The sequence below is a fragment of the Vreelandella neptunia genome, assembly GCF_034479615.1.
Classification (GTDB): Bacteria; Pseudomonadota; Gammaproteobacteria; order Pseudomonadales; family Halomonadaceae; genus Vreelandella; species Vreelandella neptunia.
The window spans coordinates 1,179,766-1,195,105 of the sequence record NZ_CP140255.1; the positions used below are offsets into that span (position 1 = coordinate 1,179,766).

Sequence of the window (15,340 nt, forward strand, 5' to 3'; positions counted from 1 at the left end):
TCATGATCGACGCCACTATGTCGAAGCGAATGGAAGAAGCAACGCGACTCACCCGTGCGGGGAAACTGCATGAGGCCATGGCTCTCCTTCAGGGCGGCGAGCCCGAAGCCAGGCGAGAGGAAACGTCAGAAAACGCTTACCGAGGTGGCGATACCATCGATGGAACCTGGCAAGTTGTTGATAAAGACGACACGGTAACCAAACCAACGTCAGAGGCCCCAACTTCTGCCTCAGGCCACGCTCGTCAAACGAACGCAGGCGCCTTCACGGCCGGTAGTTTCAGCAACCGCGTCGGCACACGCGATTACAAGCTGTATATCCCCAGCGGCTATCACGGGCAAGCGCTGCCGCTAGTGGTTATGCTGCATGGTTGCACGCAGAATCCCGATGATTTCGCTGCTGGAACCGATATGAACCGGCTGGCCGAAGAGCAGCTGTGTTGCGTGCTCTATCCGGCCCAGCCGATGACTGCCAACAACTCCAAGTGCTGGAACTGGTTCAAGGCCGAAGACCAGCAGCGTGAGGGCGGTGAGCCGGCAATTTTGGCGGGCATGACGCGTCAGATTATCGCCACCTACGGGCTCGATGCCTCTCGTGTCTATGTGGCAGGGCTCTCGGCAGGCGCCGCCATGGCGACCACTCTGGCGATGACCTATCCCGATCTTTTTGCTGCGGTAGGCGTGCACTCTGGGCTGCCCCATGGCGTGGCCCAGAGTCTTCCCGATGCCTTGGGGGCAATGCAGGGCGGCACAGGGCCGCTCGGTGGCGGTAATCAAGCAAAAGGAGCCGGATGGGCGTCGAATGTGCCAGCGATTATTTTTCATGGCGACCGCGACACCACCGTACACCCCAGTAATGGGGATCGCGTGGCCGCTCAGTACAGCACATCACATCAAGCAGGGGCAACGGTAGAGAAGGGGAAGGTAGCGAATGGTCACGGCTACACCTGTACCACTTACCACAATGCGAAGGGCGTACCGCATCTGGAGCAGTGGCGAGTACACGGGGCGGGCCATGCTTGGTCGGGCGGCAGCACGAAAGGAAGCTATACCGACCCGAAAGGCCCCAATGCCACCAAGGAAATGCTGCGTTTCTTTTTTCAGCATCGCCAGGCTTAATAAAAGGAAACGGGGGTGCCTGCATTGAAACAACAACGGCGCCCTTAGGCGCCGTTGTCGGTTTTGCGATTAAACACGTTCGCTTTACTCAGCAGGTTTAGCCACCAGCGAGCGAGTCTCTTCGCGGGCTTCGGTCAGTGCTACCCGAATAGGATCGCCAAGCTTATAACGCTCTTCGCCTTCGATCTGGATACGCCCCTCTTTATCATCAATGACCACTTTACTGCGGTCACTGTGCATTAAAGGCGCGGGCACAAACGCCGTCGCGCCATTTTCCAGCAGGCGAACGCGCATACCACCACGGTTGATGGCCATGATCTCGGCCTCAAAGGTGTCCTGGTTCTGCGCTGAGGGGGTCAGGTAACGCACGTAGAGCCAATCTTTCACGTCGCGCTCGGCCATACGGTTCAGGCGGCGACGCTCCGTCAACTGCTCGGTGAGCTGCTGGGTCGCCTCGGCGGGTGCCTGTTCGCCTTTCAGCACGCGCTTGATGAGGCGGTGGTTGACCATATCGCCATACTTACGAATCGGCGATGTCCAGGTAGCGTAGGCAGCCAAGCCTAAACCAAAGTGCGGGCCGGGCTGAGCCGACATGCTGGTGAAGCCCTGGAAGCGGCGCAGGCGCGCATCCAGCCAAGCGTCATCGCGGCTTTCCAGCGCACGCTTCAGCTCGGTGTAGCGGGCAAGCTCGGTGAGCGCTTCGCGCTCAACCACAATTTCCTGACCTGCCAGAAACTCCTGGGCGGCTTCGGCTTTTTCCGGCTCGAACGCACGGTGCACGTTAAAGATACCGTGGCCGATATGCTGGGCCAGGAAGTCCGCGCAGCAGGCGTTGGCCACAATCATCGACTCTTCGATCATGCGGTTAGCAATGCGGCGCTCTTCGGTGCGCACCGCTAATACGTTACCGGCGGGATCGAGATCAAATACGTAGTCGGGGCGGTCTTTAAACACCAGCGCGTGTTCATTGCGCCAAGCGGTACGCGCTTCGGTCAAATCGCGCAGTGCGGTGAGCTGCTCGGCAATCTCATCCGCAGGTGCCCAGTCGCCTTGACCTTCGATCCAGTCGGAGACGTTGTCGTAAACGAGCTTGGCGTGAGACTTAACGTTCGCCGCAAAAAAGCGATACTCGCCCATGCTGCCGTCGGCATTGATATCCAGCGTACAGGCCAGCGCGGGGCGATCTTTACCTTCCCACAACGAGCAGAGATCATCCGCTAGCTGCTCGGGCAGCATGGTGACGTTCTGGCCGGGCAGATAAACGGTAAAAGCGCGGGTGCGTGCTTCTAAATCGGCCGCATGGCCCTCTTCCACGTAAGCGGTGGGGTCGGCAATCGCGACACTTAACTGCCAGCCGCCTTCCGCGCGAGTAGCGACGTGCAGCGCATCGTCCATATCGCGGGTCTTCTCACCATCAATGGTGAAGAAGGGCGTGGATGTTAAGTCTTCGCGAGTCAGGCCTTCATCGATCAGCGGCCAGTCGGTGCCCGCATCGGGGCACTCTTGCTCCAGCGCATGGCGTGCAAGTGTGACGCGCCATGGCACTGCCGGGTCATCGCTTTTAGCGACCAGCTCATCAATCTGGGCAAAGAAAGCGCGGTCATCGGCTTTTAGCGGATGGCGTACCAGCCGAGCGACGATCCAATCGCCATCAGCAATGCTCTCTTCATCAAGGCTGTTCTTTATCCGCGCCTTGATAATATTTTTAATCGACGGGTGGTCGGGGATGACAGATAGGCGACCTTCGCGCTTCTGCACCCGGGCGACAAACCGATCAAGACCCGCTTCAATCAGCTTTTCCGGCTCAATGGACTTTTTGTCACCGTTCTCGTGAATCACGCCTTCCACGCGATCACCGTGAATCACCTGCTTCATGGCGGGCGGCGGCACGAAATAGGATTCACCGTCGTCGGTTTCGAGAAACCCGAAACCTTTGTCGGTGGCCTTGATCACCCCTTCAGCACGGGGGGTGGTTTGACGAATCTGTTGCTTGAGCTGGGCAAGCATGGAGTTATTCTGAAGCATGAGCTCAATCAGTTGGCGAGAGTTAGGCTGCCACTATACGGATTCCCGCAGGCCGCGCCAATTGCCGCTACGCGATGTTGGCCCTGATGTTGGCGTTGGTAACGGCGAGTCAAAGGCTTACATGCGCTCAAGGGAATCGGTTAAGCTAAATATTCATACTCACGGAGCGCGCTATGACACCTCGCCTGATTGTTTCTGACCTGGATGGAACCCTATTAGGAAGCGACCACACCCTGCACGCAAGCACCGTCGAGGTACTCAGAGCATTGGTGAAGCAAGGCCATCATGTCGCGCTAGCCTCGGGTCGCCACTACCACGATATGAAGGTGTTGCGTGATCAGTTAGACATTCCTGCGCACTTGATCAGCACCAACGGCGCCTATATTCACGACCCCGTAGATACTCTGCTGGCGGCTAATCACCTTGCGCCTGAACATGCAAAGACGCTGATCGGTCTTCCGCGTCCGCCTCAAGTACGGCTTAACCTTTATCGTGAAAGCGGCTGGCATATTGATTCAGAGGCTCCACATTTATTATCACTTCACGCTTCTACCGGGTTTGGCTATGAAGTCGTGCCCCCCGCGCAAATGGACGCTAATGGTGTAGGCAAAGTGCTCTATCTAGGCGATCCAAAGGCGCTAAAACAGCTAGAAGCCCAGGCGCAAGAGGCCCACGGCGACGGGCTGCATATTACCTATTCCACGATTGATTCTCTGGAAATCATGGCCAGCGGGGTCAACAAAGGCGTGGCGCTGTCATCACTGCTGGAACGGTTGGGCTTAACGCCTGCAGATTGCTTAGCGTTTGGCGATAATCTCAACGATACCGAAATGCTCGATTTAGCAGGGGAAGCCCAGGTAATGGCCAATGCTCACCCGGCGCTATTTGATCGTGTCACCGGCGCTGAGCGTATCGGTCACCATGGTGAGGCCGCCGTTGCCAAGTGGTTGAGAAAGCGGTTTGGAATTTAAGCGCAAGGAGCGCATGGCTTTCGTCAATGATTAACGCTAATGCAACCTTGGTCGTAGCACTATTGCTACTGTCCAGCCCCTCGACCATCATCAAGGCCCAATAACGACAATAGCGTAGGGCTGAACCCGCTGAGATGACGACAACCCCTGCTACTTTGATTGTGGTCGACGATGACCCGGAAATTTGTGAACTGCTCGCTGACTACCTGGGGCGCCACGGTTACCGGGTATTTACGGCGGACGGTGCCCAAGCGCTGCATTCGCTGCGCGCTGAACACGCACCTGACTTGCTGATTGTCGATTTAATGCTTCCCGGAGATGACGGCTTTACCATCTGCCGCGATGTTCGAAAGCACAGCGATGTGCCGATCATAATGCTTACCGCCAGCGCCGATGAGACCGACCGCATTCTGGGTCTGGAGCTGGGTGCTGATGATTACTTGGGCAAGCCGTTTAATCCCCGCGAATTGCTGGCGCGCGTCAAAGCGGTACTGCGACGCACCCGCAGTGCTCCACCAGAGTTGCCTGCGGGGCAGGCGCGCTGGGTCAGTTTTGGTAATTGGCAACTCGACCGCATGACCCGCGAGTTGATTGACCTGCAGGGCGAGCGCGCCGCGCTTTCAGGGGCTGATTTTCAGCTATTGCAGGTGTTTTTGGAGCACCCGGCGAAGGTACTCACTCGGGATGATCTCTACGCGCTTACCCGGGGGCGGGACGCGCCGCCGCTTGACCGCTCCATTGATGTCCACGTTTGCCGCTTGCGCCAACGGTTGGGTGAAGATGCCCAGCACTCGCAGCTGATTCGAACGGTGCGCGGGGCAGGGTATGTGTTAACCGCCCAGGTCGATGCATTAACGTGAGCCGGGCGGGGTGGGCGCATATCCGGCGACGCTTATCCCGCTGGCTGCCAGCGTCTCTTCGCGGGCGCTTTGTGATCATCATGATCGCCGGAGTGCTGGTCGCCCAAGGGGCCAGCTACGCCATCTGGACTTCCCAGGTGCGTTCCAGCCACTTGGCACAGCTTGATGAGCTCTCCACCAATATGGCGTTTAGCATCGCCTCCACTATGAAGTTTTTCCGCTCACTGCCCGTCGACTACCGCCACATCGTGCTCGATCAGCTGCGAAATATGGGCGGCACACGCTTTTTTGTTAGCGTCAACGAACGCAGGCTGGCCATCGACGATATCGGCTCGGGACCGGAAAAACAGGTGGTAGTGAACAATGTGCGCTCGGTGCTCACCCAGCAGCTCAATATTGACGACGTGATTGTCGAGTTCTCCCGCCCGGAAAACCTGCGAGTGCTCAATAACGAGGTACTGCTTTACGACCTGCCGCCCCGCTGGGGGCAGCACAGCCTGCTGATGGAGCCACTCTCGCCGCCGATTTTAGTGGTTCAACTGGAGCTTGCCCCAGGCACCTGGCTCTATGTTGCCACGCTGCTGGGCGTACCCGATATTTTCAGCGGCTATCGCTGGCTTTCTGAAGAGCGTTTGCTGGTCGGGTTACTGGTGCTGCTGAGTGTGCTGGCGCTTTCGCTATTGGGCATTACCAGCGTGACCCGACCACTGGCGCGGCTTTCACGGGCAGCGAATCAGTTGGGCGATGATTTGGATATGCCGCCACTACGGGAGAGTGGCCCCAAAGAGGTGGCCGCCACCGCCGCGGCGTTCAATCGTATGCAGCGGCGTATTCGCGAGCAGATTGAGGAGCGCGAACGGCTGTTTTCAGCGATTTCTCATGATTTAAAGACCCCCTTAACCCGCATGCGCCTGCGCGCTGAGATGCTCGATGACGACTATCAGCGCGAGCGCTTTTGCGCCTCACTGGATGAGCTGGATAGCTTGGTTAAAGGCGCCTTGGCCTCGGTGAAAGGCCTGGATCTGCACGAAGAGCCGACGTCCGTTGATCTAACGCACCTGATCGAAGAGTTGGCCGAAGAGCTTAGCCTTCAAGGCGGTAAGGTCACTATCGAGACTAAAAGCGGTAACCCTATTCCACCGCTGATTGCCAAACCGCTGGCGCTTAAGCGCTGCCTGGCAAACCTGCTTGAGAACGCGGTGTTCTATGGCAAACAGGCGGATGTGGAACTCGTTGATTACGGTAATGCGGTCACCATGCGTATTCGTGACCACGGCCCAGGTATACCCGAAGAGCAGTTGGGGCGGGTGTTTTCGCCCTTTGTTCGCCTGGAGCCCTCGCGCAGCCGACATACCGGCGGCAGCGGCCTGGGACTGGGGATTGCTCGGCATATTGCCCGCGCCCATGGCGGCGATATTACGCTCGTCAACCATGTTAATGGAGGGCTGGTGGTGACTCTCTCGCTACCCCGCCAGGAAACTATTACAGGTTTGTAATAAAACCCCAACACTATGCAGTACTCGGTAACTCCCGTTGACGCTCCCCTTGGCGTAACCTCTTGGATGTCGCACGTCCGAGAGGACAATAACAATATAAGGAGTTGCTCCATGTCGACGTTTAAGAAGACGACCCTCGCGCTTGCTCTGGCAGGTGCCACGCTCGCCACCACCGCTCAAGCTAATGAAGTCGAAGTGCTGCACTGGTGGACGTCCGGTGGTGAAGCTCGCGCTGCCAACGTGCTCAAAGAGTTAATGGAAGCTGAAGGCTACGGCTGGCAGGACTTTGCCGTGGCCGGGGGCGGCGGTGAAACCGCCATGACGGTGCTTAAATCCCGTGCCATGTCGGGCAACCCACCCTCCGCAGCCCAAATCAAAGGCCCTGAGATTCAGGAGTGGGGTGAGCTTGGCTTGCTCGGTAACCTGAACGGCGTTGCCGAGGCGGAAGGTTGGGATGAACTGCTGCCGGAAGTCGTGGCCGATATCATGCGTCATGATGGTCAATACGTGGCGGTACCCGTCAACGTGCACCGGGTAAACTGGTTGTGGGCCAACCCGGAAGTGCTGGAAGCGGCAGGGGTAGAGATGCCCACCACGCTGGATGAGCTATTCGAGGCAGGTGAGGCTATCCGCGAAGCGGGTTTCGTACCGCTGGCTCACGGCGGGCAGGCCTGGCAGGACGCTACGGTATTTGAAAGCGTGCTGTTAGGTGGTCAGGGTAGCGAGTTTTATCAGCAGGCCTTGGTAGAGCTAGACCCAGAGGCCCTGGGCGGCGAACAAATGATCGATGCCCTTGAAGACTTTAAACGCACCCGCGAGCTGATGGATGAAGGTATGCCCGGGCGTGACTGGAATGTCGCTACCGCCATGGTGATTCAGGGGGTTGCTGGGTTTCAGCTGATGGGCGATTGGGCCAAAGGCGAATTCACCGCGGCCGGACTGACCGCCGGAGAAGATTACCTGTGTGCGGCAGCGCCGGGCACCCAAGATGCGTTCACCTTCAATATCGATAGTCTGGCCATGTTCCGGGTCAGCGACGACGAGGAGCGTGAAGCGCAGCAAGCGTTAGCCCGCCTGGTACTTGAGCCTACTTTTCAGGAAGCGTTTAACCTTGCCAAAGGTTCAATCCCGGCGCGGCCTGATCTGGACATGAGCGAATTCGATAGCTGTGCCCAGCAGTCGTTGGCTGATTTCCAGAGCACCGCTGAAGAGGGTGGCCTAGTGCCCAGTATGGCCCACGGTATGGCCGTACGTGCGGATATTCAGGGCGCCATTTTTGATGTGGTTACCAACTACTTCAACGACGCCGATATGCCTGCTGAAGAAGCGGCAGAACGTATGGTGAGCGCTGCCGAAGCGGCCTCTTTCTAGGCTTTTCTAGAGCTAGCGTTCTCCAGGCGCCGCCGCAACGGCGGCGCCTTCGTTGCTTGGCAAGGATACTTCTCCAATGAGAGATTCCCTCCCCATGAAAAATACCTCTGCGACGCCCTTAGGGCCTGCCGCTAAGCGGTCGACGCCATCCGGCGGTTTGCAGGCGTGGCTGCCTCGCCTGGTGCTGGCACCGTCGGTGGCCATTTCGCTGTTCTTTGTTTACGGCTTCATGCTGTGGACGTTCGTGCTCTCGCTAACCAGCTCGCGCATGCTGCCCAGCTACGACTTTGTCGGCTTTGGTCAATATGCACGCCTGATGGCTAATGAGCGCTGGTGGGTCGCCTCAACCAACCTGATGATTTTTGGCGTGCTGTTCGTGGTGATTTGCCTGGCGATTGGCGCGTTGCTGGCGATACTGCTTGATCAGAAAATTCGCCAAGAGGGCGCGCTGCGCACGATTTACCTCTACCCCATGGCGCTGTCGTTTATCGTGACCGGTGTGGTGTGGAAGTGGCTACTCAACCCGCAGCTGGGCATTCAAGCGATGGTTCAAGGCTGGGGCTTTGAGTCGTTTCGCTTTGACTGGATTGTCGATCCTGATATGGCGATTTATACCCTGGTGATTGCCGCCGTATGGCAGGCGTCAGGCTTTGTGATGGCGCTGTTTTTAGCCGGCTTGCGGGGTATTGATGACAGCATTATCAAAGCAGCTCAGTTGGACGGCGCTAGTCTGCCGCGGATTTATCTGCGCGTGGTAATGCCCTGCCTACGCCCGGTCGTGTTTAGCGCAGTGATGATTTTGGCCCATATCGCGATTAAGAGCTTTGACCTGGTCGTCGCGCTCACCGGCGGCGGGCCTGGCTACGCCACCGATCTACCCGCCACCTTTATGTACGCCCACGCCTTTACCCGGGCGCAGATAGGTTTGGGCTCGGCCAGCGCCATGCTGATGTTGGGCGGCGTGCTGGCGATTTTGATTCCTTATCTCTACTCCGAATTAAGGAGCCGCAAGCATGGCTAATGTGATTCGTCGTCAGACGCCCGCTGCGCGGCTGGGCCGTGGCCTGCTATATGGCGTGCTGATACTCGCTGCGCTGTTCTATATTCTACCGCTGGTAGTCATGCTAATGACCTCGGTGAAGCCGCTGAGCGAAATCAGCGCCGGGTCGCTGCTCTCGTTTCCGCAAAATCCCACTTTCGCGCCGTGGACAAAAGCCTGGGGTGAAGCCTGTACCGGCATGCGCTGTGATGGCGTTGGCGGCTACTTCTGGAACTCCTTTGCGATTGTGATTCCAGCGGTGCTGATTTCCACCACTATTGGTGCCCTTAACGGCTATGCGCTGACCAAATGGCGCTTCAAAGGCTCCGAGTTAGTCTTCGCGCTAATGCTGTTTGGGTGTTTTATTCCCTTCCAGGTGGTGCTGCTACCCATGGCGCAAACCCTCGGTTGGCTGGGTATCTCCAGCTCCCGTGCCGGTTTGATCCTGGTTCACGTGGTATTTGGCATTGCCTTCACCACGCTGTTTTTCCGCAACTTCTACGTGGGTATCCCTAATGAGTTGGTATCGGCGGCGAAGTTGGATGGCGCGGGTTTCTTCCGCATCTTCTGGCGCATTCTACTGCCGGTTTCCGCTCCCATTATCGTTGTTTCGGTAATTTGGCAGTTCACCCAAATCTGGAATGACTTCCTGTTTGGCGTGGCGTTTTCAGCCCACAACACCCAGCCCGTTACCGTGGCGCTAAACAACCTGGTGAATACCTCCACCGGCGTGCGCGAGTACAACGTGGATATGGCGGCAGCGATGATTGCCGCGCTGCCCACCCTGGTGGTGTACGTGCTGGCGGGAAAATACTTCGTGCGCGGGCTGACAGCAGGCTCCGTGAAAGGCTAATAACAACTAGGTGAGGGGCAACCATTTCTAGAAGGTCAGAAGCAGCCCTCCGCGGGGGCGCTGTGAACCCATCCATGGGCGCTACTTTCGCCATCCATGGCGAAAGACCCCCGCTACGGGCTACTTCTGACCATCCAAATGAGTGGGTTTTGTCAGTCGCTTTACAATAGGATTTTCATTATGGCAGCGTTAGAAATCCACAACGTGCGCAAAGAGTTCGGCAGCGAGCGGGTGCTCAAAGACGTTAGTATTTCGATCGATTCCGGCGAGTTCCTGATTCTGGTTGGCCCCTCGGGCTGCGGTAAGTCCACGCTGATGAATGCCATTGCCGGGCTTGAACCGGTGACTTCTGGCAATATTTATATCGATGGTGAAGACGTGACCTGGCGGACCCCCGCGGATCGGGATATCGCCATGGTATTCCAGTCCTACGCGCTTTACCCCAGCATGACCGTACGCCAGAACATCAGCTTCGGGCTGGAGATGCGCAAGGTGCCCAAAGCCGAGCGGGAAGCCGCCGTAGAGCGGGTAGCCGATCTACTGCAGATCACTCACCTGCTGGAGCGCAAACCTGCACAGCTCTCCGGCGGGCAGCGCCAGCGGGTGGCGATGGGGCGTGCCTTGGCTCGGGAGCCCAAGGTGTACCTGTTTGACGAGCCGCTCTCAAATCTGGATGCCAAACTGCGCGTGGATATGCGCACCGAGATCAAAAAGCTCCACCAGCGCCTGGGCACCACCATTGTTTACGTCACCCACGACCAGGTCGAAGCCATGACCCTGGCGGACTGCATTGCGGTGATGCGCGACGGCCATATTCTGCAGCTCGGCTCGCCGGATGAGGTCTATAACAACCCGGTGGATATGTTTGTGGCGGGCTTTATGGGCTCGCCGTCGATGAACTTTATTCGCGCCACTCTGGAAGATAGCAACGGCGGTTATCAACTGCGCATTGCCACGCCGGGTGAGGATGAGCTGGTGCTGCCCTGGCCGGAAGAGCGCATCGCCCCAGATATGGTCGAACGGCTTAACCAGCCGGTCATTCTTGGCCTGCGCCCGGAGCATTTTAGCGAAGAGGATGAGCGGTTAACGTCCCAAGCCGAGGGAACGCTGCTGAGCGCCAGTGTGGCGGTGGTAGAGCCTACCGGGGCGGATATTTTGCTGCGCTTACCGCTTGGCGAACAGGAAGTGACCGCCCGTGTTGGGCCTAAATGCGCGGTGGTCGCAGGGGAGCGCTTATCGCTGCGTGTTGATATGGGGCGGGCGATTCTATTTGATGCCGAGACCGAGCAGCGTATTGCGTAGGCGACTTGGTTCGAGTCTGTCGTGAAATAGTAAGGCCCCCTGCTGGTTTCAGCAGGGGGCCTTTTTTACAGTTGTCTAAAGGTTTTTAGCTGCAGGTATCACTTTCGAATAAGCCGCAGCTCGCCATTGAGCGCTTTGATGATCGAGTAGCACATCAGCAGCATCACAATCGAGAACGGAATAGCTGTGGCGGTAACCCCTGCCTGAAGGGCGGTCAGACCACCGCCGATCAGCAGCACTATCGCGATTAGGCCCTCGACGATCGCCCAGAACATCCGCTGCGGGCGCGGAGCGTCGATTTTGCCACCGGCGGTGATGGTGTCGATGACCAGAGAGCCGGAGTCCGAAGAGGTGACAAAGAAGATCAGCGCCAAAACGATACCCAGGGTCGACATCAGGCCCGTCAATGGTAGCTCGTTCAGCATGCCGAACAGCGACAGCTCGGGTCTGTAGTTGTCGATGACATACTCTTTAACCAGGCTGCCTGCCGGGTCAGCATAGAGCTGTTCAAGGGCGGTCGAGCCAAAGACGCCCATCCAGATAAAGATAAACAGACTGGGCACCAGCAAAACGCAGAGGATAAACTCACGCACCGTACGGCCCCGGGAGACGCGAGCGATAAACATCCCCACGAAAGGTGCCCAGCTAATCCACCAGGCCCAGTAGAAAATCGTCCAGGACTGGCGGTAGGCATCGTCCTCACGACCGAAGGGCGCGGATAGAGGAATAAAGTCCGTGACATAGGTGGTAAGCCCCGACCAGAAACCCGTCATGGCCAGCAGAGTAGGGCCAGCGAAAAGCACAAAAAAGAAGAACAGAACGGCCAGGATCATGTTGATCTCTGAAAGCTTCTTCAAGCCACCCTCAAGACCGCGCCAAACCGACACCAGCGCCACCGCTGTCACCAGAATGATGACGATGACCTGGGTTAAGGTGCTTACTTCCAGGCCGAAGACAAAGTTCATCCCCGCATTAGCCTGCTGTGCCCCAAGCCCAAGGGAGGTGGCCAGCCCGAAGAGGGTGGAAAACACCGCCAGGATATCGATCACGTGGCCCCACCAGCCCCAGACACGCTCACCGAGAATGGGAAAGAACGCCGAACGAATCGAAAACGGCAGGCCTTTGTTGTAGGTAAACAGGCCCAGCGCTAGCGCCATCACCACATACACCGCCCAGCCATGGATACCCCAGTGCAGATAGGTACCCGCCAGCCCCATGGCGCTGGCGTCATCAATAGCGGCTGGATTCAGCGCCCCGTCAGCGCCGAAGGGTGATGCGATACCCAGAGGCAGCGAGACATTGGCGTGGTAAACCGGTTCGAGCACGCCGAAAAACAGCAGGCCGATGCCGATCCCCGCGGTGAACAGCATGGCGAACCAGGAGAGGTAGCTGTGATCCGGTCGGGCATCGGCCCCGCCCAGCCTGACTGACCCATAGGGCAGAACCACCAGCGCCAAGCAGAACAGAATAAAGAAATCGACCAGGATCATGAAATACCAGTCCAACGTTCCCGTCGAGAAGGTAACAATGGACTGAAAAGCATTCCCCGCTCGCTCTGGAAACAGCAGGGTAAGGACGATAAAAATAGCCGAGGCCAGCGCGGATACAACAAAAACGCGGTTGTGGATGTCGAAACCGATGGGGCCAAGCTGCCCCTTGATATTGTCCTGGCCGACGACATAGTCGGTCTGCATGTCGCTCGTTACCGAAGGCGACTCAGGATCATTGGAACTGTTCATACACTACGTCTCCTCATTGGAGGATGCCATGTCAAACACCCATCATGAGGATAAACAGCGTTGAATCCCATCTTGTGGCCGAAAACAGGCTTGTTGTCGGCTACTTAATTAGCGTCTCTGCGGCGCCGTTTCTTTGTCGAGCCGCTTGATTTGCCGCCACAGATCCTGGCGTAGATCGGCGATCTTGGGCTGCTCATCGGCAGTGAAAGGCACTGGACGACAGAGCCGCTGGGCGCGTAGCCCCAGGCGCGCGCTAAGCAGCCCGGTGGCGAGGCCTTGGCCTGCGCGTGCGGAGAGGCGGCTGGCTAAATCCAGCGAGAGCATATCCATACTGGCCTCGGTGGCCAGTTCGCTGGCACCGGCAAACGCCATATTGTGCAGCACGTTACGAAACAGCCGCAGGCGGCTGGCGTAACCCAGCTCAAGGCCATAAAGGCGGCAGAGTCGATCCACCATTGCCAGGCTGCGCCAGGCCACCAGCGCCATATCCACCAGCGTTAGCGGGCTGATCGCGACCATGATGGCCGTTTCGCCGGACATTCGGGTAATCAGACGCTGGGCCTCACGGTCACGCGGCGCTAGCAGGTGATAACGCAGCAGTGTCTGGATCTCCTCACCACTATGGTGGGGCTGGCAAGCGCGCTGAAAGGCCAGCCAGTGCGGGTCATCGTCGGCGAGTTTGAGCTGACGTCTTAGCTGCTCGGCCATCGCCCGTGCCTGCTTGGGTGAGCGTAGCGGCAGCTCGGCAAGGTCGCCGCGCAGTTTGTCGTGGCGCTTGAGACGGCGCAAACGCCCCAATTCCTTCAGCAGTGAAACGCCCCCTAGGCCAATCAGGCTGATCCCGAACAACTGCCAGGCCATGGCGAGCCACTGCGACTGAGCCATCGCATCAGGAATGCCGGTGACCAGCTCTGCCGTGCCTAGCCCGGCACCACCCACCAGGGCAAACAGTAGCCCCCAGCGGCGTTTACGCGGCGCGCCTAAGCTGGCAGCAGGTAGCGCTTTATCTTCAGGTAGAGGCGCTAGTGGATGATGCTCACTAGTGCCAGCAAAGGCTTCGCGCTGGCGTAGGGCTATCTCTGCATCAGCGGCCTCTTCGGGCGTGTCATCCAACGTAAAGTGACGACGTGGCTGTGGGGTGGTCATGTCAGTTTATCTCCAATCAGCCAGTCGATGGCGGCGTCCATGCGGATATGATCCAGCGCTTCTGACGTGGTTTGCATCGGGCGAAAGCCGGGGAAATCGAAGCCCTGCTGCTGCCAGAAATCGGCAGCGGGCAGCCGGGCGGGCACATCACCGGAGTAAACCAGCACCTCTTCTCCTTCCAATGTGGTGCCTCGCAGAGCAGGTGAGCGCTTACCCTCATGGGTTACCTCACGGGCTTCAGTGGCCCGAATCGCTGCCAGCGAGAGCGCTTTAACCGGCACATTGGCAAAGCGCAGGTCTTTGAGCGGTTCAGCCAGCAGAGCTTCTAACAGCTGCACCAAGTGGCCGTGTTGATCGGGGGTGACGTGATCGGCTTTGGTGGCGGCAATCGCCAGGCGGTCAATTTTAGGTGCAAACAAGCGCGTGAGCAGGCTGCGTTGGCCATAGTCGAAGCTATGCATTAACTGGCGCAGCGCACGGGAAAGATCTTCAAAGCGCTCGGGCCCGGCATTGAGCGCGCCCAGCACATCCACCAGTACAATTTGGCGGTCAAAACGACGAAAGTGATCGCGATAAAAGGGCTTGACCACCTGCTGCTGGTAGTAGCGAAAGCGCGCCGCCAGGGTAGCGTAAAGGCTATTGGCAGGCAGCGCCTCCAGCATTTCTCTCGATGTGTTGTGTTGAGAGGCGTCGAGCTGGGGCAGCGGAAAAAACTGCAGCACCGGCGCGCCCTCCAGTTCGCCGGGAAGCAAAAAACGCCCGGGCTGTAGGTCGGAAAAACCGGCCTTTTTGGCGCGGCGAAGGCCCTGAGCGTATTCCTCGGCCAGGGCAGCAAGCTGAGCTTCATCAGCTTCACCAGCAGGGTCGAGCTGCTCCACTGCCGTCAACCATTCGCTAAACAGACCGCGGCGCTGCTCGCCCTCGTGTAACGCCTGTGCTTGGCTCCAGCTATAAAAGTCGTGCTGCAGCAGCGGCAAATCGAGCAGCCACTCGCCAGGGTAGTCGAATAGATCCAGCGTAAGGTGGGCAATTTCAGGGGTTAGCCAGCCGCTGCGGGCAGGGCGGTAGCGCAGCTGTAAGCGTAATTCGCTGATGCCGCGGGTGGGCTCCGGCCAACGCGGCGGCGTATCGCGCAGGGCGGCCATGCCGGGGTCGTAGGGAAACCTAGGCACGCCCAGGTCGGGCTGGTTAAGCCTTTGGGCACCCAGTAGGCGGCCTTCCCGGGCAGCGGGCAGTAAATCGAGCCGTGCCTCAACGCCCGCATGACGCAGTTGGTTGACCAATGAGGTTAAAAACGCGGTTTTTCCCGCTTGGGAGAGGCCGGTGACCGCTAAGCGCAGTTGGCGATCCCTTCCGCGTTCCAACAAATTGCTCAGTTCGCGACTTAACGGCTGGCGCATCCTTTCGATCCCTTTGTGGC

At 58.3% G+C, this 15,340-nt stretch carries 12 protein-coding genes; 8 read left to right on the forward strand and 4 right to left on the reverse strand.

Features of this window, described 5'->3' with window-relative positions; all coding sequences use genetic code 11:
• The first annotated feature begins 2 nt into the window (after positions 1–2).
• On the forward strand, positions 3–1,118 hold the full coding sequence (locus SR894_RS05415; protein ID WP_223287804.1) for an extracellular catalytic domain type 1 short-chain-length polyhydroxyalkanoate depolymerase: 1,116 nt from the start codon (positions 3–5) through the stop codon (positions 1,116–1,118).
• Positions 1,119–1,202: 84 nt separating this feature from the next.
• Here the strand turns inward: SR894_RS05415 and SR894_RS05420 are convergent, their stop codons facing one another.
• Entirely contained in the window at positions 1,203–3,143 is a 1,941-nt protein-coding gene (locus tag SR894_RS05420; protein ID WP_223287803.1) for an exoribonuclease II, read from the reverse strand.
• 173 nt (positions 3,144–3,316) lie between these two features.
• Here SR894_RS05420 and SR894_RS05425 point away from each other — a divergent pair, with 173 nt between their 5' ends.
• From SR894_RS05425 to SR894_RS05455, 7 genes are all read left to right on the forward strand, one after another.
• A complete protein-coding gene (locus tag SR894_RS05425) occupies positions 3,317–4,114 on the forward strand; it encodes an HAD family hydrolase (RefSeq protein WP_223287802.1) in 798 nt (265 codons plus the stop codon).
• A gap of 134 nt (positions 4,115–4,248) precedes the next feature.
• On the forward strand, positions 4,249–4,974 hold the full coding sequence (locus SR894_RS05430) for a response regulator (protein WP_009287305.1): 726 nt from the start codon (positions 4,249–4,251) through the stop codon (positions 4,972–4,974).
• Positions 4,971–6,470, forward strand: coding sequence for an ATP-binding protein (locus SR894_RS05435; protein ID WP_223287801.1), 1,500 nt, complete (start codon positions 4,971–4,973; stop codon positions 6,468–6,470). Before SR894_RS05430 ends, SR894_RS05435 begins: the two co-directional genes overlap by 4 nt.
• A gap of 111 nt (positions 6,471–6,581) precedes the next feature.
• The gene (locus SR894_RS05440) at positions 6,582–7,841 is read left to right on the forward strand and encodes an ABC transporter substrate-binding protein (protein WP_223287800.1); all 1,260 of its coding nucleotides are present in this window, start codon (positions 6,582–6,584) and stop codon (positions 7,839–7,841) included.
• Between the two features lie 94 nt (positions 7,842–7,935).
• Complete coding sequence (locus SR894_RS05445; protein ID WP_223287799.1) at positions 7,936–8,862, forward strand: carbohydrate ABC transporter permease; 927 nt, start codon at positions 7,936–7,938, stop codon at positions 8,860–8,862.
• A complete protein-coding gene (locus SR894_RS05450) occupies positions 8,855–9,733 on the forward strand; it encodes a carbohydrate ABC transporter permease (protein ID WP_009287309.1) in 879 nt (292 codons plus the stop codon). The genes SR894_RS05445 and SR894_RS05450 overlap by 8 nt, the downstream gene beginning before the upstream one ends.
• Positions 9,734–9,913: 180 nt before the next feature.
• The gene (locus SR894_RS05455; RefSeq protein WP_133733338.1) at positions 9,914–11,035 is read left to right on the forward strand and encodes an ABC transporter ATP-binding protein; all 1,122 of its coding nucleotides are present in this window, start codon (positions 9,914–9,916) and stop codon (positions 11,033–11,035) included.
• Between the two features lie 98 nt (positions 11,036–11,133).
• Here SR894_RS05455 and SR894_RS05460 read toward each other — a convergent pair whose 3' ends face one another.
• The 3 genes from SR894_RS05460 to SR894_RS05470 form a co-directional block, all read right to left on the reverse strand.
• On the reverse strand, positions 11,134–12,774 hold the full coding sequence (locus SR894_RS05460) for a BCCT family transporter (protein ID WP_133733339.1): 1,641 nt from the start codon (positions 12,772–12,774) through the stop codon (positions 11,134–11,136).
• A gap of 108 nt (positions 12,775–12,882) precedes the next feature.
• Positions 12,883–13,920: a YcjF family protein gene (locus tag SR894_RS05465; protein WP_133733340.1), complete on the reverse strand. Its 1,038-nt coding sequence runs from the start codon at positions 13,918–13,920 to the stop codon at positions 12,883–12,885.
• A complete protein-coding gene (locus SR894_RS05470) occupies positions 13,917–15,320 on the reverse strand; it encodes a YcjX family GTP-binding protein (RefSeq protein ID WP_133733341.1) in 1,404 nt (467 codons plus the stop codon). Before SR894_RS05470 ends, SR894_RS05465 begins: the two co-directional genes overlap by 4 nt.
• Positions 15,321–15,340: the final 20 nt, after the last annotated feature.

What these genes read in the sequence shown, in the direction of transcription:
- SR894_RS05430 (WP_009287305.1), top strand. Translation starts at nt 4,249, where the DNA reads ATGACGACAACCCCTGCTACTTTGATTGTGGTCGACGATGACCCGGAA.
- SR894_RS05470 (WP_133733341.1), bottom strand. Translation starts at nt 15,320, where the DNA reads ATGCGCCAGCCGTTAAGTCGCGAACTGAGCAATTTGTTGGAACGCGGA.
- SR894_RS05425 (WP_223287802.1), top strand. Translation starts at nt 3,317, where the DNA reads ATGACACCTCGCCTGATTGTTTCTGACCTGGATGGAACCCTATTAGGA.
- SR894_RS05420 (WP_223287803.1), bottom strand. Translation starts at nt 3,143, where the DNA reads ATGCTTCAGAATAACTCCATGCTTGCCCAGCTCAAGCAACAGATTCGT.
- SR894_RS05455 (WP_133733338.1), top strand. Translation starts at nt 9,914, where the DNA reads ATGGCAGCGTTAGAAATCCACAACGTGCGCAAAGAGTTCGGCAGCGAG.
- SR894_RS05445 (WP_223287799.1), top strand. Translation starts at nt 7,936, where the DNA reads ATGAAAAATACCTCTGCGACGCCCTTAGGGCCTGCCGCTAAGCGGTCG.
- SR894_RS05450 (WP_009287309.1), top strand. Translation starts at nt 8,855, where the DNA reads ATGGCTAATGTGATTCGTCGTCAGACGCCCGCTGCGCGGCTGGGCCGT.
- SR894_RS05415 (WP_223287804.1), top strand. Translation starts at nt 3, where the DNA reads ATGATCGACGCCACTATGTCGAAGCGAATGGAAGAAGCAACGCGACTC.
- SR894_RS05460 (WP_133733339.1), bottom strand. Translation starts at nt 12,774, where the DNA reads ATGAACAGTTCCAATGATCCTGAGTCGCCTTCGGTAACGAGCGACATG.
- SR894_RS05440 (WP_223287800.1), top strand. Translation starts at nt 6,582, where the DNA reads ATGTCGACGTTTAAGAAGACGACCCTCGCGCTTGCTCTGGCAGGTGCC.
- SR894_RS05465 (WP_133733340.1), bottom strand. Translation starts at nt 13,920, where the DNA reads ATGACCACCCCACAGCCACGTCGTCACTTTACGTTGGATGACACGCCC.